The sequence below is a fragment of the Synechococcus sp. Lug-A genome (assembly GCF_024345655.1).
In the GTDB taxonomy this organism is placed as follows: Bacteria; Cyanobacteriota; Cyanobacteriia; order PCC-6307; family Cyanobiaceae; genus MW101C3.
In genome coordinates this window covers 219,957-239,934 of the sequence record NZ_JAGQBN010000001.1, presented here as the reverse complement: position 1 = coordinate 239,934, position 19,978 = coordinate 219,957, and the positions used below count along the sequence as shown (strand labels likewise).

The following is a 19,978-nucleotide window of genomic DNA, read 5'->3' as shown; positions in this document are numbered from 1 at the left end:
CCGTGAGGTGAACTGTTTCGATTCCAATCAGCGGCCAGGGGTTCCGCCGCCGACACTGCGACGGCTGCGCACCATCGCCTGCAGGATCCGCGCCGGATCGAGCCATTGGCCCCGGTAACGGATTCCCCAGTGAAGATGGGGCCCGGTTGTGCGTCCGGTCATGCCGATGTGGCCGATCAGCTGGCCGCGCGCGACCCGTTGCCCGGCGGCCAGCAGCACCCGCCCGCTCTGATAGCGACCGCCGCCCACCTGCCCGCCGAGATGGCAATAGATGTGGTCGTAGTCGCCGGAGCGGATCACCAGGCCGATGCCGCAGCGGCCATCGTTGATCACATCACTCACCACGCCTCCCCACCAGCTGCGGATCGGTGAGCCCAGCGGAGCGGCGATGTCGAGGCCGGAATGCTGCTCGCGGCCACCGCCGGGCCCGATCCGAAAGCCGAAGTGGCTGGTGTACCCAGCGAAGTTCACCACCGGAAACACGCCCAGGCGCCAGCGTTCATTCGCCGCCTGAACCGGCGGAATCGTGGCCGGGCCGATCAGCAGGGCCAGGCCAAGGGCCGCCAGCCGGCGATTAGAGCAGCCCGATGGCATGCAGAGGGCCCTTGCCGCTCAGCAATTCCAGCAGGAAGGCGGAGAAGCCCAGCATGGCCAGCCGCCCGTTCCACACCTCCGAGCTGTTGTTCCAGCCCCACACCCACTTCTCCTGGGGGTAGAGCTTCACCGTGGTGGGCAGGCTGGCCGCCTGGTCGAGGTTCACCTCCGGCCCGGCCAGGGCCAGCTGCACCAGGTCGGCCAGTCCACGGATGAAGGTGGGGTAGGTGTCGAGCGCCGGCACGCGCCGGAAGGTGGTGATGCCGGCTTCGGTGGCGATCTCCCGGTATTCGATGTCGATTTCCTCGAGCGTCTCGATGTGTTCGCTCACGAAGCTGATCGGCACGACCACCAGCTCTTTGACCCCCTGTTCACCCAGCTCCACCAGCGCTTGATCGGTGTAGGGCTGCAGCCACTCCACCGGCCCCACCCGGCTCTGATAGGCGAGGGTGAAGGGGTTGCTGTGGCCGAGCTGCCGGGCCAGTTCGGCCATGATCAGGTCGGTGCAGGCCTCGATGTGCTGCTGGTAGGGGTCGCCGGCCTCCTCCACATAGCTCTTGGGCACGCCGTGGGCGCTGAAGAAGATGCGAGCGGTGGTGGGGTCGTTGCACTCCTGCACCTCCCGGGCGATCAACTCGGCCATCGCCTGCACATAACCGGGATGGTCGTACCAGCTGCGGATGCATCGGATCGGCAGGCGGCTGAAGGCGGGATCGGCCTGGCGCAGCCGCTGCAGCTCGCGGAAGCTTGAACCGCTGGTGCTGATCGAGAAGTGGGGGTAAAGCGGCAATACCACCACCTCATCCACCGCATCGGCCTTGATGTCGGCGACAGCGGATTCGGTGAACGGGTGCCAGTAGCGCATGGCCACGTAGGTGGTGGCCTGCACCTGGCGCTGGCGCAACTCGCTCTGCAGCTCCCGTGCCTGCTGGTCGGTGATGCGGCGCAAGGGGGAGCCGCCGCCGATCGAGCGGTAGGCCTCCTGCGACTTACTGCTGCGCAGGGTGCTGATCACCCAGGCCAGCGGCTTCTGCAGGGCCGGAATCGGCAGCCGGATGATCTCCGGGTCGGAAAACAGGTTGTAGAGAAAAGGCCCGACATCCTCGATCCGCTCGGGACCGCCGAGGTTCAGCAGCAATACGCCGACCCTGGCCATGCCAGATCATTCCGTCAAGTCAGCCGAGCGTAACGCTGCCCCTCCGAGGCTGCTCACCGCCGGCTGGCGTGGCCACGGCCGTGCCGATACCGTCGGCACCTGCCTGAGCAACGGCAACGGGGGTGAGCGAACAAGCGGTGAGCGCTGCAGCGGCCGGCGCACCGGGCCTGGCGGGGCTCGACGCTGAACTCCAGTTCGGCAACGCCCAGCTGGCCGCCGCCGGTGTCGCCCTGCGTCTGGAGCGACGCGGCCAGCGCCTCGGCCTGCGCGGCCCGCTGCCCTGCCGGCGCGGCAGCGGGCGTTTCCGTGTGCAACGGCTCAGCCTGGGGCTGCCCGCCGATGCGGAGGGACTGCGTCAGGCCCGCCGTGAACTGCGCCGCGTGCAGCAGGAGCTCCAGCAGCAGCGCTTCACCTGGCCCACTGCGCCGGCGGCGGGGCGGCCCGCCACCAACCCCTCTGCCGGCGGCATCGGTGTCACCCGTGCGGCGGCCACCGCGCTCGATGCCGCGCTGGAGCGTTTCGAGCGCCAGTTCTTCGAGGACCCTCGCCGTCGCCGCAACCCGGCCGGCACCCGCACCACCTGGACGGCGGCCTATCTGCCCTATGTGCGGCGCCTGGCCGCCCGCGCCGCCGGGGCCCGGCTCGACGGGGAGCTGCTGCTGCAGGTGCTGGAGAGCTACCCCGCCGCCAGCCGCAGCCGCCAGCAGTGCGGCACTGCCCTGGCGGCCCTGGCCGAGGTGGTGGCGATCGACCTGCCCGCCGACTGGAGCGCAAGGGCCGGCGGCTACGGCCTGCACCGGGCCCAGTTCCGCCAGCTGCCGAGTGATGCTCTGGTGGAGCAGCTGGTGGAGCGGATCCCCAATCCCGGCTGGCGGCTCGCCTATGGCCTGATGGCCACCTACGGCCTACGCAACCACGAGGTGTTCTTCTCCGATCTGAGCGCCCTGCTGCCCGGCGGTGATCGGGTGATCCGGGTGCTTCCCACCAGCAAAACCGGTGAGCACCAGGTGTGGCCGTTCCAGCCCGACTGGGTGGAGCGCTTCGAGCTGCCACGCCTCGCTCTGGAGACGGGGGCCCTGCCACCGGTCTGCACCGATCTGCGCACCACCACCTTGCAGCAGGTGGGGCGGCGGGTGGCGGAGCAGTTCCGCCGTTACGAGTTGCCGATCACCCCCTACGACCTGCGCCATGCCTGGGCCGTGCGCACGATCCACATCGGCCTGCCCGACACGGTGGCGGCACGGATGATGGGGCACTCGGTGTCAATCCATACGCGCACTTATCACCACTGGATCACGCGCCGCGATCAGCAGCAGGCCGTGGACGCCGCCCTCTCCCGCCGCCGTGCCGGCTGAGTCGGGCAGGATGCGGCCCTGCCCTGCTCACGGCAGGGGGTGCCGCTGCTACGCCGCTGCAACCCCCTGGCCTCTGCCCCCTGGCCTGACCCAATGACCCGCTCCAGCACCGATTCGACGGCCAGCTCCGCTGCCACTACCCCGCCTCCTACGTCCCTTGCTGCCACCGACCTGGCTGTCACCGCCCCAGTTCCCGATGCCAGCGCGCTGGATCAGGAGGCGGCCCGCCTGGGTCCCGGAGGGGCTCTGGCGCCGGAGGCCGATGGGGAGGCCTACCGCCGCCGCATGCAGCGGCGTCAGGAGGTGCAGCGCCAGCGGGTGGGGGAGCGCAACCTGGAGAAGGGTCTGGTGCTGGTGTTCACCGGCGACGGCAAGGGCAAGACCACCGCAGCGCTGGGATTGGTGCTGCGCACCCTGGGGCACGGCGAGCAGGTGGCTGTGGTGCAGTTCATCAAGGGGGGCTGGCAGCCGGGTGAAGCCCGCGCCTTGGAGCTGTTCGGTGAGGCGCTGCACTGGCGCGCCGTGGGAGAGGGATTCACCTGGGAGACCCAGGACCGGGAGCGTGACCGCGCGCTGGTGCAGCAGGCCTGGCAGACATCGCTCACCTACCTCGAAGACGCCGGCCGCAAGCTCGTGGTTCTTGATGAGGTGAACGTAGCCATCAAGTTGGGCTATCTCGCTGTTGAGCAGGTACTCGATGGGCTGAGCCGAAGGCCACCGCTCACCCATGTGGCGCTCACCGGGCGTGGGGCGCCGCCGGCGCTGCTCGAACGGGCGGATCTGGTGACGGAAATGCGCCTGGTGCGCCACCCCTTCCGTGAGCAGGGTGTGAAAGCGCAGGCCGGCATCGAGTTCTAGCGACCGCCATGCTTGCTACTGTTCGGCCGTCCGCAGCGGCTGAGCGCTCATAACGATGGCATTCAAGCGCGTCCTGCTCAAACTCAGCGGGGAAGCGCTGATGGGGGAGCTGGGCTATGGCATAGATCCGGCCATTGTCCAGTCGATCGCCACGGATGTGGCGGCTGTGGTGGCTTCCGGCACCGAACTGGCGATCGTGGTGGGTGGCGGCAACATCTTCCGGGGCCTCAAGGGTTCCTCGGCAGGCATGGACCGTGCCACCGCCGATTACGTGGGCATGCTGGCCACGGTGATGAACGCCATCACCCTTCAGGACGCCCTTGAGCGCGCCGGTGTTCCCACTCGCGTGCAGACGGCGATCGGCATGCAGGAAGTGGCCGAGCCCTATATCCGGCGCCGGGCGATCCGCCACCTGGAGAAAGGGCGGGTGGTGGTGTTCGGCGCCGGCTGCGGCAACCCCTTCTTCACCACCGACACCACCGCCGCTCTGCGGGCGGCCGAGATCAACGCGGACGTGGTGTTCAAGGCCACCAAGGTGGATGGGGTCTACGACAAGGATCCCGCCCGCTACCCGGATGCCGTTCGGTACGAGAGCCTCACCTTCCAGGATGTGCTGAGCGGCGAACTGGCCGTCATGGACAGCACCGCCATCGCCCTGTGCAAGGACAACGCCATCCCGATCGTGGTGTTCGATCTCTTCGGTGCCGGCAACATCGGTCGCGCCGTGGCGGGTGAGCCGATCGGCACCCGCATCACTCCGGCCCGCTGAGCCCTTCCCCTCACCCCACTCCTTCATGGAACTCGAAGCCAGCATGCGCAAGTCGGTGGAAGCCACCCAGCGCACTTTCAATACGATTCGCACCGGCCGGGCCAACCCCTCCCTGCTCGACAAGCTCAGCGTGGAGTACTACGGCGCAGATACCCCCCTGCGTTCCCTCGCCACCATCTCCACGCCCGACTCTCAGACGATCCAGATCCAGCCCTTCGATTCCGGTTCGATGGGCTTGATCGAGAAGGCGATCTCCATGAGTGATCTGGGCCTCACCCCCAACAATGACGGCAAGGTGATCCGCATCAATATCCCGCCGCTCACCGAAGAGCGCCGCAAGGATTTCTGCAAGCTGGCCTCCCGCTACGCCGAGGAAGGCAAGGTGGCCCTGCGCAATCTGCGCCGTGACGCCATCGAGAAGCTCAAGAAGCAGGAGAAGGACGGCGAGCTTTCCGAGGATCAGAGCCGCGATCAGCAGGACAACGTGCAGAAGCTCACCGACCGCTTCATTGCCGAGCTTGAGAAGCACCTGGCGGAGAAGGAAGCCGACATCCTTCGGGTTTGAGTCCGCTGGATGCCGATGTGATCGTCGTCGGCAGTGGAGCTGCCGGAGCGGCGACCGCTTTCCAGCTGGCGGCTAAGGGCTGGCGCGTGAAGCTGCTGGAGGCGGCGGAGATGCCGCGCGCCAAGCCCTGCGGTGGCGGCATGGCAGCCTCGGTGCAGCGCTGGTTCCCCTTCGATCTCGCGCCGGCCGTGGATCGGGTGATCACACAGGTGCGGTTCACCTGGTGCCTGGAGGATCCTGTGCTGGCGGAGCTGCCGGGGGCATCGCCGTTCTGGATCGTGCGCCGCTCCGTGCTCGACGCCTTCCTGGCCCGGCAGGCCGTGGCGGCGGGTGCCGACCTGATGGCCGGCACTGCCGTCAGCGCCATCGTGCGGCAGGGGGAGCACTGGCAGGTGCAGCTGGAGCGGGGCGGCGCCCTGCAGGCCAGGGCCGTGGTGATCGCCGATGGCGCCTGTTCGCGCCTCGCCGCTCCTCTGGGGCTTGGGTCACCGCGCCCCCGTTACGCCGCGGCCCTGTCGGTGGAGCTGGAGGGCGCCGCGCTGGAGCCGGACACGGCCCGCTTTGAATTCGGCCTGGTGCGCCACGGCTTCTGCTGGGCGTTTCCCCGCGAGGGGGGCGTGAGCGTGGGGGTGGGCACCTTCCTGGGCCGGGATCTTGTCGATGGTGAGGCTGCCCTGGCCCGGCTGCTGCCCAGCCTTGGCTTCGAGGCCACCAGCGGCGTGCGGCGCCAGTGGCCGCTGCGGGTGTGGGATGGCCACCACCGCCTGCATGGCGATGGCCTGGCGGTGGTGGGTGATGCCGCCTCCCTTTGCGACCCCTTTCTGGCGGAAGGATTGCGGCCAGCCCTGTTGAGTGCCACCCGCGCTGCGGCAGGAATGGATGGCTGGCTGTCGGGCGACAGCGCAGCCCTGGCCGCCTACAGCGACACCATGCGCAAGGAGTGGGGCAGCTCAATGGCCTGGGGGCGCCGCATCGCCCAGGTGTTCTATCGGGTGCCGCGGGTGGGCTATCAGCTGGGTATCAAGCGCCCCACGGCGCCGCAGCGCATCGCCCAGATCCTCTCGGGCGACATGGGCTACGGCGACATCGCCCAGCGGGTGATCCGCCGGCTGCTGCTCAGCGGCGCAGGGAATCCTTGATGTGGCGCAGCCGTTCGTCGATCGAGCCGAGCAGCTCGATCGCGAACATGGGCGATTCCTGCACGGCGAACAGGAACTTCTCGCGGTTCATCACCAGGAGGCGGCAGTCGTTCAAGGCCGTGGCATTGCCATAGCGGCGGTGATCGCCGGTGACCAGGGCGCCTGCTCCGAACACATCGCCCGCCTGGATCTCCTCATGGGCAGCATCGCCGTTCCAGCTGAGCTGAACCACGCCTTCCAGCAGGCCGAACATGCAGTCGCCGGATTCACCGGCGCTGAAGATGCGCTCGCCGGCGGCAAAGTCGCGCACTTCTCCCTGGGAGGCGAGGGCACGCATCGTGTCGAGGGCGTGAACGGTCATGGCCGCGGGGCAACTGATCCCAGTGTGAGCCTCGGAGGTTAAGGGCTCCTTCAGCCCAGCACTTCCTCAGCTCAAGGCTGCTTCAGCCGAGGACGCCCTCAGCCGGCGGCCGTTGCTGAGAGAGAGAGCGCCAGCGGTGCGCCGAGGCCGCCACGGACGTCCTCCGGGACCAGGCGGCCATCATGGTCGGTGTCGAGCGCGTCGAACACCGCGTCGCTGCCGAGCCATTCCTCGCGGGTGATGCAGCCGTCGCCATCCATGTCGTTGAGCAGGAAGATCTCCTGGGCGGCATGGGCGAAGGCGGCTTCACCCTCCAGTTCAGCCAGCCGGTGGGCCAGCTGGGCTTCGAGCGTTTCGATCGCCTTGCAGAAGCCGCTGATGCCTTCCTCCAGCTTCTCGCTGGCCATGCGGTCGTTGGCCATGCGCGCCTCGAATCCGGCGCGATCAAGCTGCAGCTTGGCTTCGGAGGCCGCCGGCGCCTCCGCGTCGAGCTTCCGGATCAGAACCCCCTCCCGTTGCCGCAACTGGTCGAGCAGCTTGGGCGAGATCGTGAGCAGGTCGCAGCCGGCAAGTTCAATGATCTCCTCGATGTTGCGGAAGCTGGCTCCCATCACTTCCGTGGTGTAGCCGTGCGTTTTGTAGTAGTTGAAGATGCTGGTGACGGAGATCACACCGGGATCTTCCGGGCCCGGGTAGTGATCACGGCCGGTGTCCTGCTTGTACCAGTCGAGGATGCGGCCCACGAAGGGCGAGATCAAGGTGACGCCGGCTTCAGCGCAGGCCACCGCCTGGGTGAAACTGAACAGCAGGGTGAGGTTGCAGTGGATGCCTTCTTTCTCCAGCTCCTCTGCGGCCTTGATGCCCTCCCAGGTGGAGGCGATCTTGATCAGCACCCGCTCGCGGCCGATGCCGGCCTCCTCATAGAGGCCGATCAGCTTGCGGGCCTTGGCCACTGAGGCGGCGGTGTCGAAGCTGAGCCGCGCATCCACCTCCGTGGACACCCGCCCAGGCACGATGCGCAGGATCTCCTTGCCGAAGGTGACACAGATTTCATCAAGCGCTTCGAGCACCACGGCCTCTGCCGGTGCATCGGGGCCGATCACCTGGCGGGAGGCCTGCAGGGATTCGTCGATCAGGCCCTGATACAGGGGAATCTGGGCCGCCGCCAGGATCAGCGACGGGTTGGTGGTCGCGTCCCGAGGGGTGAACTGCTTGATGGCTTCCAACTCTCCCGTGTCCGCCACCACCACGGTCATGGCGGCGAGTTGATCGAGCAGGTTGGCCATGGCTGCACACACAAGCGTGGAGTCTCAAGCTACCGAGCAGCTTTGCGGCCCACTCCTGACCGTGCTCAACCCCGCACCGTTGCGGCCCCCTGAGCCGGGGTGGCCCTGCCAGCAGCTCCAGCTTGAGCGCCTGCAGCCGCAGCGGGATGGCGCGCCGGTTCGCTGGGGGCCACCTTTTCGAGCACCAGCAGGGCTTCGATGATCTGCCGGGCCACCGGCACCGCCACGGTGGAGCCGTAGGCATTGGACCCCTGGGGTTCGTCCACCACCACCAGCACCACGTAGCGGGGGTCCTCGATCGGCAGCGTGGCCACGAAGCTACAGATGCGGGCGCCGGCGATGTACACGCCGTTGAGGGCCTTCTGGGCCGTGCCGGTCTTGCCGCCGATCCGGTACCCCTCCATCTTGACGCCAGGACTACTGCTGCTCTTCACCACCGATTCCATCCAGGCCAGCACCTGCTTGGTGACGGCCGGATCCAGCACCGGCAGGCCCTGGGCCGGTGGTGCGGCGTCCGCCAGACCTTCGCCCGAGCGCAGGCCGCGGGTGATGTGCGGGCTCACCAGCCGGCCGCCGTTGGCGAGCATGGCGTGGAGCTGCAGCAGCTTGAGCGGGGTGAGCGAGAAGCCCTGGCCAAAGGCCGCGGTGGCCGGCTCGATCGGTTGGGTGGTGAAGATCTCCCGGCTCTTGAGCTGGCCGGCGACGGCTCCCGGCAGGTCGGTGTCCGGTGTCGTGTCGATGCCGATCCTGCGCAGCCATTCCCAGAACTGCGCCGGCTTCACCTGCCGCATGGCCAGCACCATGCCCACGTTGCTCGACACCTGCAGCACGGTGGGGAAATCGATCAGGCCGTTGCCCTTGCGGTCGTGGTTGAAGATCGGCCAGCCGCCGATTGTGAGCTGGCCGCTGTCGCTCACTTTTCCATCGGCCTTGATCGCTTTTTCCTGCAAAGCAATCGCCAGGTTGATCGGCTTGAAGGTGGAGCCCGGTTCGTAGAGATCCTGCACCGACCACTCCCGGAAGAGGGACGGCGAGAAGCTCCAGAACCGGTTGGGGTCGTAGCTGGGGGCGGAGGCCAGCGCCAGCAGTTCGCCATTGCGCACGTCCATCACCATGGCGGCGCCGCGTTTCGCCTTCCATTGCTTCATCTGCTTCACCAGCGCCTGCTGGGCCACCTGCTGCAGCCTGGCGTCGAGGGTGAGCTGAAGCCTCAGGTCGTCGCTGTAGAGGGCACCGGCCTGGATGCCGTCCGGCAGAGGGGTGCCATCGGCGCCGCGGCGCATCTTGCGCACGCCCTCGTGGCGGCGGAGTTCCTTGTCGCGGCTCTGCTCAAGGCCCGCCTGGGCCACCCGTTCGAGATTGAGGAACCCCACCACGTTGGCGAACAGCTGCCCCTGGGGATAGATGCGCTGGGGGTAGGCCTCAAGATCCAAGCCGCTGATGCCCAGCTCCCGCACGCGGCGCGCAGTTTCCGGATCCAGCTCGGTGGCGAGTTTCACCCCTGAGCGGCGTGGCCCCATGCTCTGAACGAGGGCGGTTTCCGGCATGGCCAGCACCGATGCCAGCCTGTGGGCCACATCGGTGGGCGTGCGGACCAATTGCGGGTCATCGCCCGGAAAGTTGAAAAAGCGGGGATGGGCCCAGAGGGTGAAGCGCTCTTCATCGAGAGCCACCAGTCGCCCCTGGCGATCCACGATCGGCCTGCGGCGGCCGATCGGCTCCACCTGCTGGGTCTGAACGGCGCGCGCCCTCGACTGCAGCCGGTCACCTTCCTTGACCTGCAGCCAGGCCAGGCGGATCGACAGACCGACCAGGCCGGCGGCCAGCAGCAGGAAGACGGCCACTAGCCGTCCGGCCGGTACCGACTGCAACGCAACCACCCGACGGTTGCGGCCACCGCGCGCAGGGGGGTCGTTTCGCCGGATGGGCGCAGACGGCGCGGAACCGGTCCATCCCCTTGATCGCACCACCTCAGTAACCGGGACGAACGGTGCGCTGGCTGACGTCGAGCATGGTGGCGTTCACCTGGCCGAGCAGGGGGAGTTGCGCAGCGGCCTTGTGGTGATCCGATGGCGAGGGCAGATAAACGAGTTGGCGGATGCTCGTCGGGATCAACTGACCGGGCCGCCGAGCCGCGGTCAGGTGATGGCGCTCCAACTGGGCCACCGATTCCTGCAGGCGGTGCTCAAGCACCTGGGACGACTCCAATTCCTGGTAGCTCCTGGTCCATTGGCTCTGCCAGTGGACCGTGAGGGCTGCCAGACCGATCATCGAGCCGCCAAGGGCGATCAGGAGACCATCAGCAGCCTTGTGAAGCACGGCGAGAACTGGAGCTTGTCGCGCAACCTTGCGCGACGACAGAGAACCGTGGATGACGGCGAAGGAGCGCCGGTGAAGGGAGGGCGCTGCAGCAGGTGCGGCTGAAGGGACAGCGACCACGGGAATGTGCCTCGATCCGCCAGTGAACCATGCGTGCGCAGGCTCAGCAAGGCGACGTCAGCTTCCCAGCAGAAGCAGGTTGGTGAAGGTGAAGCCGTTCCAGAGGGAATGCAGCCACACACTTGCACTCAACCGGCCGCTGTTGAGCCGCAGCCAGCCCAGGGCCAGGCCCAGCACGAACAGGGCGGGAAGCTCCCCAAGACTCAGGTGCGCCACCGCGAAGATGGTGGCACTGATCACCACTCCCCAGCTGGGTCCAAGGTCGCGGGCCACCACCGGCAGCAGCACACCACGAAAGATCACTTCCTCGAACAGAGGAGCCAGCACAACGGCGGTGAAGGCGAAACACAGCAGGCCGAGGCTGCTGCGGTTGTTCAGCACCATCTCCAGCAGCGGATTGCTGCCACCGGGATCCGGCCAGATCTGCTGCTGCAGCCAGCCGGCGAAGCTCACCAGCGGCAGCACCATCAGAAAATACTGAAACGACCTACCCAAAGTGGGCGCCAGCGGCCGCCAGCGGAACTGCAGCCACCCCCCCTCGGGGCCGGCCTTGGGCAGCATCAGCAGCAGAATCGCCAGCGGAGCGGCGATGAGGCCGAGGTAGAGCGCCACCACGGTGAGGCCTTTCGCCAGAGAGGGTTCCACCTGCAGCCCGTCGAGCAACTGCTTCAGCACCGGGCTCACCAGCACCGGCGTGAGCACTTCGCCCAGCAGCACGAAGCCGCCCGAAATCAGCAGGATCAGATCCACCGCCCCCAGCTCCGGTCCCACCAGCGGCGGCAGCGGGCTCGGTTTGGTTCTCACGCGCACCCAGGCCGCTCGCACCAGCAGGGCCAGGCCGGCCAGCAGGGCCAGGGCCGGCAGCGCGTTCGCCGCTAGCAGCTGGGCCTTGGCCCGGCGCTCTTCTGCAGGCAGAGCGCAGCGGTCCGCAGACCCGCCCAGTGCCTGGCAGGTGAGGCGCCGCTGGAGCGGGTTCTCCAGCGGTAGAGCAGCGGCCACCGGGTCGACGCCGGTCCTTGGGCTGCCCGCCATCAGGCTCCGGATCAGGGCGCTCTGGCCAGGGTCGGTGCCGTCATCGAGCCGCTCCAGCAGGGGGCGGGCTTCCTCGGGAGTGCCCGCACGGATCAGCAGCAGCGCCCGGGTCAACAGGGTGGAGCGCTGCTGGACGCGGGCAAACTCGGGGTCCTGATCGTTTTCGGCGCTGTCCGGCAGGGGCGGCAGCTGGGCCTGGCGCTGCAGTTCAGCCAGCAGTGAGGCTTCCGGCTCCTGGCCCACCACGGCGGCACGCCAGCTGGGGGGCAGTTGGGGCGCTGCCAGCGCGGCCAACTCAAGCTGGCGCCGGCCGAGATCGTTGCCTACCGATGGGCGGGTGAGGCTTGCCACCAGGCCATTGACCCAGAGCAGCAGGCTGAGGGCCAGGCTGACGAAGGCCAGCGCCGTTTTCCAGGGGGGGATGCGTTGTCTGGGGCCTGCCGTTGTCACAACACGTCCCGTCTTTGCATCGATTGTGCCCTGAAGCCCTCCCATACGATGGCCTCGCTTGCGGCTCCATCCCTGTGCCCCTCCGGCTTCTTCTGGTCCGTCACGGGCTGAGCAGCTTCAACACCGAGCATCGGGTGCAGGGGCGCGACGACCTTTCCACCCTCACGAGCGAAGGCGTGCGTCAGGCCACCGCCACCGGCGAGGCTCTGCGCGGGCTTGACATCGCCGCCGCTTACACCTCGCCGCTCAGCCGCGCCAGCGCCACGGCCGCCGCCCTGCTGGAAGCCCATGGCGGCGGACAGCGCGCCGAGGCGGACAGCGGTCTGCTGGAGGTGGATCTGGGCCCCTGGAGCGGTCTGCTGAGCCGCGAGATCCGCGACCGGTTTCCTGCCGACTACGCGCTCTGGCGCCAGGCCCCCCACACCCTCGAACTGACCCGCCACGGCCAGCCCTACCGGCCGGTACCCGAACTCAGGGACCAGGCCACCGATTTCCTCGAACGCCTGCTGGAGCGCCATCTGCCGGTGACCGACCCTGCGGCCGAAACGTCTTCGGCTGATGGGCCCGTGTCGGTGCTCGTGGTGGCCCACAACGCCATCCTGCGCTGTCTGCTGCTGGCGGCACTCGGTCTGCCCGCCAGCAACTTTCAGCGGCTGCGCGTGGATAACGCCTCCCTCTCGGTGCTGAATCTGCGCCGACGCCCCGATCACACCGTGGAGGTGCAGATCGAATCGCTCAATGGCACCGCCCATCTGGGTGTGCCGGTGCCACCGAAGGCGGAAGGGCCCCGCCTGCTGCTCGTGCGCCACGGCGAAACCGACTGGAACCGCCAGGGGCGCTTCCAGGGGCAGATCGACATTCCGCTCAACGGCCATGGTCGCGAGCAGGCCGCCGCCGCAGGCCGTTTCCTGGCCGAGCTGCCGATCCAGCGGGCCTACAGCAGTGCCATGGCGCGGCCACGCCAGACCGCCGAAGCGATCCTGGCGCTCCACCCCGGCGTGCCACTCACCAGCCTGCAGGGCCTGGTGGAGATCGGCCACGGCCAGTGGGAGGGCAGGCTGGAGGCGGAGATTGAGGCCGGTTGGCCCCAGCTGCTGGCCGACTGGAAGCGGGCGCCCCACACCGTGCAGATGCCCGATGGGGAGAATCTTCAGCAGGTCTGGGATCGTTCGCTCGACACCTGGGAGCGGATCGCCCGCAGCCTTGCCGACGACGAGACCGCGCTCGTGGTGGCCCACGATGCCGTCAACAAAACCCTGCTCTGCGCCTTGCTCGGGCTCAGCCCCGCCGACATCTGGATGGTCAAGCAGGGCAACGGCGGCGTCACTGTCATCGATTACCCCGCCCGCCAGGTCAGCGGCCCTGTTTCCGCCTGGCCGGTGGTATCCAGCCTCAACCTCACCAGCCACCTCGGTGGTGTGATCGACCGCACGGCTGCCGGTGCGCTCTGATGGCGGCCCGCTTCCTGTCGCAGGTGCAGGTGCTGGCCGGTCCGGATCAGCCCCTGCGCCACCGCGATGTGCTGCTTGATGATGGCGTGCTGATCGGTTTCGATCAGGCCGCCGCCAGCGAGGCCCAGCATCGTGGTCTCGTGCCGCTGGTCGCCCACGACTGGCTGCTGGCCCCGGCCTTGGTGGATCCCCACAGCACCCTGGAGGAGCCCTTCGCCGGTCGGGCGGAAACCCTGGCCAGCCTGGTGGCCTCCGCGGCGGCGGCGGGCTATGGCACCGTGGCCTTGCTTCCCCGGGCCGGCAGTTGGCGGGACCGTCCGGAGCGGCTGCAGTTGCAGGCCCCAGATCCCTTTCTCCTGCCGCTCTGGGGGGCGTTCAGCCGCGGAGGACGCGGCCAGGAGCTGGCGCCCCATGGTGATCTGGCGGCGGTCGGCGCCATCGGCCTGGCCGAAGACGGCGCCCTGCCGCCCCTGGCGTTGCTGGAGCGCGGGCTGCGGCTGGCGGAGGCGGGGCCTCTGCCCGTGTTGCTTTCACCCCGCGACCCTGACCTCACCCTCGGCGGTTTCGTGCGGGAGAGCGTGGAGGCGCTCCGGGCTGGTTGGCCGCCGGATCCCGTGTTCAGCGAAACGCTGCCGTTGCAGAGCCTGCTGCAGCTGGCCCGCGCCCTGCCCGATGCTCCGCTGCGGCTGGCGAATCTCTCCACCGCTGCGGGGGTGGCCCTGTTGCGCAGCTCCGGGCTGCCGCTGCAGGCGAGCGTCTGCTGGTGGCACCTGGTGGCGGACAGCGGCAGCCTTGATCCGGTGGCAGAAGGCTGGCGCCTTGAACCCTCGCTGGGCAGCCCGGAGGATCGCCACGCCTTGATCCAGGCCCTTGCCGACGGGGTGCTCACAGCGGTGGCAGTGCATCACCTGCCGCTTGATGCCGAAGAACGCCTACTGCCGCTCGATCAGCGCCGCCCCGGGCTGGCTGGTCACCGCCATGTGCTGCCTGCCCTGTGGCAGGAGCTGGTGGTGCAGCAGGGTTGGGCGCCTGCTGCGCTCTGGCAGCGTCTCTGCTGGGGCCCCGCCAGGTTGCTGGGGCTGGACGAAGACAGGCTGGAGCCCGGTTCACGCCGCTGGTTGCTGTTCGATCCCGCCGCCGCGTCAACCCTGGAGGCAGCCGATCCCTATGCGTCGCGTGCGGCAAATCAGCCCTTCGAAGCTGAAACTGTCACTGGGCAGGTGCTGGCGGTGGGGGTGCTGCCGGAGCTGTGGCGGGGGCCTCAGGTATGAGCAGCGGCGGAACCGCTGATTCACCACTGGCCTTGTCGTTTTCGCCGAGCTCACCCAGGCGATCCAGCGGCCAGAACCGGTAGAAGGCACGGCCGATCACCTCTTTCTGGGGCAGGAAGGGGGAGCCAGGCCAGAAGCGTCCATCCCAGCTGTTGGCGCGGTTGTCGCCCAGCACCAGCACCGAACCGGCCGGTACCACGGTGTTGATGGTGCGGCAGGGCCCCGCTCCCTGACTGTCGACGGGGCAGTAATTCTTGACGTACGGCTCATTGAGCAGCTTGCCGTTGATGCTCACCCGCCCGCGGGGATCCACGGCCACCCGCTCGCCCGGCAGGGCGACCACGCGCTTGATGTAGGCATCGCAGGCCGGCTCCTGAAGGCCCGGCAGTGAGCCCACCAGCGGAATGTTCACCAGCAGGCAGCGCAGCGGACCGCTGTTGCGATCCTTTCGCAGAGCCGGATCGAAATGGAACGGGGAGTTGAACACCAGGATTTCGCCCCGGCGTGGCTCGCGGTTCCGCAGCGACAGCTTTTCCACCAGCAGCCGGTCGTTGATCTGCAGCCCCGGCAACATCGAGCCAGAGGGGATGAAGCGGGCCTCCATCAGAAACTGGCGGATGCCCAGCGCCACCAGCAGGGTGATCAGGACGCTGCGCCAGAAGGCCCAGGCGCTCTCGGATTCACCGCCGCGATGGCCCTTCGGCGGAGGGGAAGGCTGCTCGGGGTTCGTGGGCGCTTCTGGAGGCCTTGGCAGATCCTCAGTGGTCAAGAGAGTTCGGGCAGCGGAGGGAGGGCGCCGGAGGCGCGAAGTGGCCGACTTGAAACCTTAAGCGCCCAGCCATGTTCCCTCGCGTTCCTACCCTGACCGAACCGCTCGGTGTTCATGGTCCGCCCCCGCTGGCATGCGATCCGGCCTTTTGCCAGCAATGCGTTGGCGCGCCGCTGGGACCGTTTCGTGGCGATCTGGGCCAGCTTCAATCTGCTGTGGGTCTGCTTCGACCTCACCTACGTGCCGCTGCGCACCTTCTGGCTGCAGCGGAACCTCTATCCGCTGCCTTCGCTGCCGGTGGTCCTGCCGCTGCCGTTGCTGCCCGACATCACCCCCCTCTACGACCCGGTGAAGGGCATCGAACCGCACCGGGAAACCCAGGCCTACCTGGCCGCGTTCGAGCAGCTCGATCGTGCCCTTTCCGCGGGTGAGAGCGCGCCGGAGCTGCGTCGTCGGCAGGTGGAGCTCACCCAGCAGATGATCGACGACAACCCGTTCCTGGCTTCGGTGGGGGCGGGCACGCTGGAGAAGATCAAGAACCGCCTGCGCCAGCAGGCTGACCTGGATTCCGCCAAAGGCTCTGCCGAGAGGCTGCTGAGCGATGCATGGCTGCGCCAGCACCCCTGGGAAACGGAGCGCCGCTTCTGGCAGCAGCAGGTGCTGCCGCTGGTGTCCACCAACTACTGGCGATCAATCGATGAGAACGGCCGCCCGACCGACCACTTCTGGCGACTGGATCTGCTGGCGTTCCAGAGCGTCTTTCTGCTCGACATTCTCTTGCGCGCCGCCCGGCTGCGGCGGCGCATCCCCGGGCTGAGCTGGGGGGGAGCGCTGCTGCGCCGCTGGACCGACCTGCCACTGCTGCTCCCCTTCTGGCGCTGGCTGCGCCTGGTTCCCGTGGTGGAGCGGCTGCAGGTGAGCGGCCTCGTCAACTTCGAGCCGCTGCGCGCGGTGGTGAGCCGGGGAGTGGTGTCGCTGCTGGCCGTGGAGCTGTTCGAGGTGCTGGCCCTGCAGCTGGTGGATGGGGCTCAGGGCCTGATCCGTTCCCCCCACTGGCCCCGGCGCATCCGGGCCCTGCGCAGCCACCAGACCGTGACGATCAACGAGGAGCGTGAGCTAGTGGAGCTGTTGCGCATCTGGGGCCCCCTGCTGCTCAACGACGTGATGCCGCGGCTGGCGCCGGAACTGCGAGCCCTGCTGAGCCACATCCTTCAGCAGAGCCTGCAGCAGACCGTGGTGCCTCAGGCGCTGCGCCAGCTTCAGCCGCTGCTGCAGGTGGAGCAGGAGCTCGCCCGCCAGCTGTCCGCCGGCATGGTGGACAGCCTCCTGGAGCTGTCCCGCAATGCCGGCCGGCGGCTGGAGTACCCGGACGACCGCCAGATCGACCTGATGCAGCGCTCCCTCGACCGTTTCTGGGAAGAGCTGGCCGGCAGCCTCGAATCGGGCCCCGCCGTGACGCGCAGTCAGCACCTGTTGTGCTCGCTGCTTGAGGAACTCAAGCTCACCTATCTGGGCCAGATCAACCGCAGCGGCATCGATGCCCTGATCCGCGAGCTCGATCAGCTCACGGTGCCGCCGGTGCCTCCGGTCGAAGCAGCGTCTGCCACTGCTGGGGATCAAAGCCCGTGAGCACGTTGCCGGTGGCGCTGATCAGGAAGGGCCGCTTGATCAGCTTCCCGTCAGAGGCCAGTGCGGCCAACGCGGCTTCGTCGTCCATGGCTTTCACCACGGCGGAGCCCAGGGCGCGGTAGCTGACGCCGCTGGTGTTGAACAAGCGGCGGCGTTCGAGCTGGGCGAGGGCCAGGCGCAACTCCTCCAGGGACGGAGGATGAAGGGTGATGTCAATCACCTCGGCGTCGAGGCCCTGCTCCTGCAGCCAGCGCAGGGCTTTTCTGCAGGTGGAGCAGGCGGCGTAGCTGTAGACCCTCAGGCCCACGCTCACTTCATGCCGACGAGGGCCTTGAGCGCACCAACCAGACTGTTGGAGCCCTTGCCGACGGCGGCATCCGGACGGGTGCGGATGGTGACATCCCCCGTGACGCTGGTGCGGCAGCTCAGGCGGTAGTTGGCCGGACGATCGGAGAGGTACACCTGTTCGACGTCGCTGCGGGGGGAGAGGTTGCGCTCGCCCTCCAGCACCTCGACGACGCAGGTGCCGCACTGGCCCAGGCCCCCGCAGTTGTTGAGGTTGTTCAACCCTTTGTAGGGGTTGATGCCAGCGTCGAGTGCCGCCTTGCGGAGGTTCGCCCCCTCGATGCAACCGACGTTCTGGCCTTCGTTTTCGAACCGGATCGTGGGCACGGCAGGGAGGGAGTCTGGGCGCCGACCAACCTACCTGCAGGCGGTGGCCCTTGCCCGTGAATGCAACGCTTGTTGGCCCATTCCCCAGGCTCGGCGTCGCTGTCGCGGGATTGCCAATGGGCTGCCCAGCCCGCGGTGCCGCCTAGCATCGCTGACAACGGATCCTGGGCCTTGGCGTCAGCTGAAGTTTCTCCTCTGATCGATCCGCTCGAACCCGAGGGTTACGACCTGGTGGTGCAGCGGTTGATCCCGGGCTACGCCAGCCTGGCGCGCTTGGCTGTGGCCTTGCTTGCCGCTTCCCCGCTCGCCGCTCCTGAGGGCGCCGAGGTGCTGGTGGCCGGATGCGGCACGGGGGCTGAGCTGGTGGAAGCCGTTGCTCAACGCCCCGATTGGCAACTCACGGCGATCGACCCTTCACCGGCCATGCTCGCCGCCGCAAGGCAGCGCCTCGGCGAGGCTGCCCCGATCCGCTGGCTGCAAACCACGGCAGAGGCGCTCACGAACGAGCAGGGGTTCGCCGGCGCTCTTTCCGTGCTCGTGCTCCAGTCGCTCCCAGACGACGGCACCAAGCTGGCGTTCCTGAGTGCCTTGGCCCGCTGTCTGCGGCCCGGCGGCCAACTGGTGCTGGTGGATCTGATGCGGCCGGCCCTGCCGCTCCTCCAGGAGCAGATCACCGAGGCCTGGCTCGGCTTTCAGAGGGTGAGCGGCCTCGAACTGGATGCCGACCGGATCGCCCCCCTCACCCAGGGCCTCCATCCGATCGGCGATGCCCGCCTCACGGCATTGGTGAATGCCGCAGGTTTCGGCGACCCTGCACGCATCTTTCAGGCCCTCGACTACGAAGGCTTTCTGCTCCAGCGCGTGGCCTGAGAGCAGACACTGCAGACCCCCTGAGCACCGCCAGTGCACCGCCTGTGAGCGCCGTCATGGGGCAGCGCGTGCGGCGTTCCCATCGCACAACTTGCCACTGGAGTTGGCTCTGCCTGTGGGGACGTTCAGGAAGTGAGCGAGCTCAGCGACGGGCTGTTCAGCGCAGAACCTTTCGGGGCAGGCTCAATGGACCGATGCCCGAGGAAGGCGGCTGGGCCTGGTTGTGGTGCAGGGGCGCTGGTGCGCTTGGCAGACGGCTCAGGCGGGGCAGGACGGCAGGCCGAGATCCCATCACCGAGATCAACGGAATGAACACGGCCATCAGGCCGATCAAGCCGCCCGCAACGGCCGAGCTGGAAAACAGGAGGGATTCCGTACTGAATGGGTCCTCGCCAGGGTCGGCGTCGGATTCAGTGAGCGTGGAAGGGAGGTCTTCGGCTGGAAATCGAGACTGGGCGGAGTCCATGGACGGGGATTGAGGGACACCCCCCGAGCTCAGGATTGCGGCACGAAAGGCCGAAACGCCGTGGGGCTCGGGTGGCAGATCCAGAGCAGGAACAGCGCTGCTGGGGCAGGTCTGTAACGTCTGCTGCAAAAATGGTGGAGTTCATCCACCATTTCGGCATGGATCTTGACTCGATTATGCCATCTTTTCGTTTTGCTTGCCGTGCGTCGTGTGGAACGCCTGTCAGGAGGCAGCGATCAGGCTGCCGGCCGTGACTGCTCAATGTGCTCCCGTTTGCTGTTCAGGTCGGTGGGAGCACGTTCCATGCCCTGAAGTAGGCGCCGGATCCCCTGCAGTTCGTCAAGGATGGATCCCAGCAATTGCTGGGTGATGGTGGAAGGGGCGTTGAGAACTTCCACTGTGACTTCCTTGATGCGAAGCACGTCACGGGCGAACCTGGCCACTTCGTTGGGGTGAAACAGCAGCGCTTCCTTCTGATCGGTGCGGTATTCGGGGTTGAGACGCCGTGGGTTGAAGGGAGGATTGAGATTGCGCGGTTCGGTGTTGGTGTAGCGATACACCGAGGCGCGCGAGCGGTTCAGAGCCCGCTGCACCTCATCGATGGTGATCAGGCCTTCCGGGGGTGCGTCGGCACTGAAGGACGGGGCGCCGGGGGGCGTGGAGTCTTGAGCTTGTGGGGGTACCGCAGGGGAACCAGGGCCAGGGCCGGCCACCCCACCCCCGAAAGCGCCCTTCGGATGTGTGGACATGAGACAAACCTTGGACTACTGGGACTCAAAAATGAATGTAGCAGAAATCGCCGCGGCGTTTGGGTTCCCGCCGAGCCTTTCGCCGTCGTTCTTGCCG

20 protein-coding genes are annotated in these 19,978 nt (G+C 67.8%); 9 read left to right on the top strand and 11 right to left on the bottom strand.

The window, feature by feature from the left end:
• Positions 1-27 precede the first annotated feature (27 nt).
• Together KBY86_RS01150 and hemH are read right to left on the bottom strand one after the other, a co-directional pair.
• Positions 28-594: a M23 family metallopeptidase gene (locus KBY86_RS01150; protein ID WP_255139848.1), complete on the bottom strand. Its 567-nt coding sequence runs from the start codon at positions 592-594 to the stop codon at positions 28-30.
• On the bottom strand, positions 575-1,750 hold the full coding sequence (hemH, locus tag KBY86_RS01145) for a ferrochelatase (protein WP_255139847.1): 1,176 nt from the start codon (positions 1,748-1,750) through the stop codon (positions 575-577). Before hemH ends, KBY86_RS01150 begins: the two co-directional genes overlap by 20 nt.
• 167 nt (positions 1,751-1,917) lie before the next feature.
• Here hemH and KBY86_RS01140 point away from each other — a divergent pair, with 167 nt between their 5' ends.
• From KBY86_RS01140 to KBY86_RS01120, 5 genes are all read left to right on the top strand, one after another.
• Complete coding sequence (locus KBY86_RS01140) at positions 1,918-3,105, top strand: site-specific integrase (RefSeq protein ID WP_094513048.1); 1,188 nt, start codon at positions 1,918-1,920, stop codon at positions 3,103-3,105.
• A 93-nt stretch (positions 3,106-3,198) separates the two neighbouring features.
• Positions 3,199-3,963 carry a cob(I)yrinic acid a,c-diamide adenosyltransferase gene (gene cobO / locus KBY86_RS01135; protein WP_255139844.1) on the top strand — a complete coding sequence of 255 codons (765 nt, stop codon included), beginning with the start codon at positions 3,199-3,201 and terminating at the stop codon, positions 3,961-3,963.
• 55 nt (positions 3,964-4,018) lie between these two features.
• Complete coding sequence (pyrH, locus tag KBY86_RS01130) at positions 4,019-4,732, top strand: UMP kinase (protein ID WP_094512961.1); 714 nt, start codon at positions 4,019-4,021, stop codon at positions 4,730-4,732.
• A gap of 25 nt (positions 4,733-4,757) precedes the next feature.
• Positions 4,758-5,297, top strand: a complete 540-nt coding sequence (gene frr, locus KBY86_RS01125) for a ribosome recycling factor (RefSeq protein ID WP_094512960.1) — start codon at positions 4,758-4,760, stop codon at positions 5,295-5,297.
• Positions 5,298-5,302: 5 nt separating this feature from the next.
• The gene (locus tag KBY86_RS01120; protein ID WP_255139892.1) at positions 5,303-6,436 is read left to right on the top strand and encodes an NAD(P)/FAD-dependent oxidoreductase; all 1,134 of its coding nucleotides are present in this window, start codon (positions 5,303-5,305) and stop codon (positions 6,434-6,436) included.
• Here the strand turns inward: KBY86_RS01120 and KBY86_RS01115 are convergent.
• From KBY86_RS01115 to KBY86_RS01095, 5 genes are all read right to left on the bottom strand, one after another.
• Positions 6,414-6,797, bottom strand: a complete 384-nt coding sequence (locus KBY86_RS01115) for a Crp/Fnr family transcriptional regulator (RefSeq protein WP_255100784.1) — start codon at positions 6,795-6,797, stop codon at positions 6,414-6,416. The two genes, KBY86_RS01120 and KBY86_RS01115, sit on opposite strands and share 23 nt — an antisense overlap.
• Before the next feature lie 98 nt (positions 6,798-6,895).
• Entirely contained in the window at positions 6,896-8,083 is a 1,188-nt protein-coding gene (locus KBY86_RS01110; RefSeq protein WP_094512959.1) for a transaldolase, read from the bottom strand.
• A 65-nt stretch (positions 8,084-8,148) separates the two neighbouring features.
• Positions 8,149-10,008: a penicillin-binding protein 2 gene (locus KBY86_RS01105; RefSeq protein WP_255139891.1), complete on the bottom strand. Its 1,860-nt coding sequence runs from the start codon at positions 10,006-10,008 to the stop codon at positions 8,149-8,151.
• Between the two features lie 46 nt (positions 10,009-10,054).
• Positions 10,055-10,402: a hypothetical protein gene (locus KBY86_RS01100; protein ID WP_094512957.1), complete on the bottom strand. Its 348-nt coding sequence runs from the start codon at positions 10,400-10,402 to the stop codon at positions 10,055-10,057.
• 177 nt (positions 10,403-10,579) lie between these two features.
• A complete protein-coding gene (locus KBY86_RS01095) occupies positions 10,580-12,004 on the bottom strand; it encodes a CPBP family intramembrane glutamic endopeptidase (protein WP_255139843.1) in 1,425 nt (474 codons plus the stop codon).
• Between the two features lie 74 nt (positions 12,005-12,078).
• On the opposite strand from KBY86_RS01095, the gene KBY86_RS01090 reads away from it, so the two are divergent.
• Both KBY86_RS01090 and KBY86_RS01085 read left to right on the top strand, forming a co-directional pair.
• Entirely contained in the window at positions 12,079-13,455 is a 1,377-nt protein-coding gene (locus tag KBY86_RS01090; protein ID WP_255139842.1) for a histidine phosphatase family protein, read from the top strand.
• Positions 13,455-14,726 (top strand): dihydroorotase, encoded by a 1,272-nt coding sequence (locus KBY86_RS01085; RefSeq protein WP_255139841.1) that lies wholly within the window; start codon positions 13,455-13,457, stop codon positions 14,724-14,726. Before KBY86_RS01090 ends, KBY86_RS01085 begins: the two co-directional genes overlap by 1 nt.
• On the opposite strand, the gene lepB is transcribed toward KBY86_RS01085, so the two are convergent.
• Complete coding sequence (lepB, locus tag KBY86_RS01080) at positions 14,665-15,495, bottom strand: signal peptidase I (protein ID WP_255139840.1); 831 nt, start codon at positions 15,493-15,495, stop codon at positions 14,665-14,667. The genes KBY86_RS01085 and lepB overlap by 62 nt on opposite strands.
• A 114-nt stretch (positions 15,496-15,609) precedes the next feature.
• Between lepB and KBY86_RS01075 the strand changes: the two genes are divergently transcribed.
• Positions 15,610-17,124, top strand: a complete 1,515-nt coding sequence (locus KBY86_RS01075) for a hypothetical protein (protein ID WP_255139839.1) — start codon at positions 15,610-15,612, stop codon at positions 17,122-17,124.
• Here KBY86_RS01075 and KBY86_RS01070 read toward each other — a convergent pair.
• Positions 17,060-17,437: a Spx/MgsR family RNA polymerase-binding regulatory protein gene (locus KBY86_RS01070; protein ID WP_255139838.1), complete on the bottom strand. Its 378-nt coding sequence runs from the start codon at positions 17,435-17,437 to the stop codon at positions 17,060-17,062. The two genes, KBY86_RS01075 and KBY86_RS01070, sit on opposite strands and share 65 nt — an antisense overlap.
• A complete protein-coding gene (locus KBY86_RS01065) occupies positions 17,434-17,796 on the bottom strand; it encodes a 2Fe-2S iron-sulfur cluster-binding protein (protein ID WP_094512953.1) in 363 nt (120 codons plus the stop codon). The genes KBY86_RS01070 and KBY86_RS01065 overlap by 4 nt, the downstream gene beginning before the upstream one ends.
• 171 nt (positions 17,797-17,967) lie before the next feature.
• Between KBY86_RS01065 and KBY86_RS01060 the strand changes: the two genes are divergently transcribed.
• Entirely contained in the window at positions 17,968-18,666 is a 699-nt protein-coding gene (locus KBY86_RS01060; RefSeq protein ID WP_255139836.1) for a class I SAM-dependent methyltransferase, read from the top strand.
• Between the two features lie 702 nt (positions 18,667-19,368).
• On the opposite strand, the gene KBY86_RS01055 is transcribed toward KBY86_RS01060, so the two are convergent.
• Entirely contained in the window at positions 19,369-19,881 is a 513-nt protein-coding gene (locus tag KBY86_RS01055) for a hypothetical protein (RefSeq protein WP_255139834.1), read from the bottom strand.
• Positions 19,882-19,978: the final 97 nt, after the last annotated feature.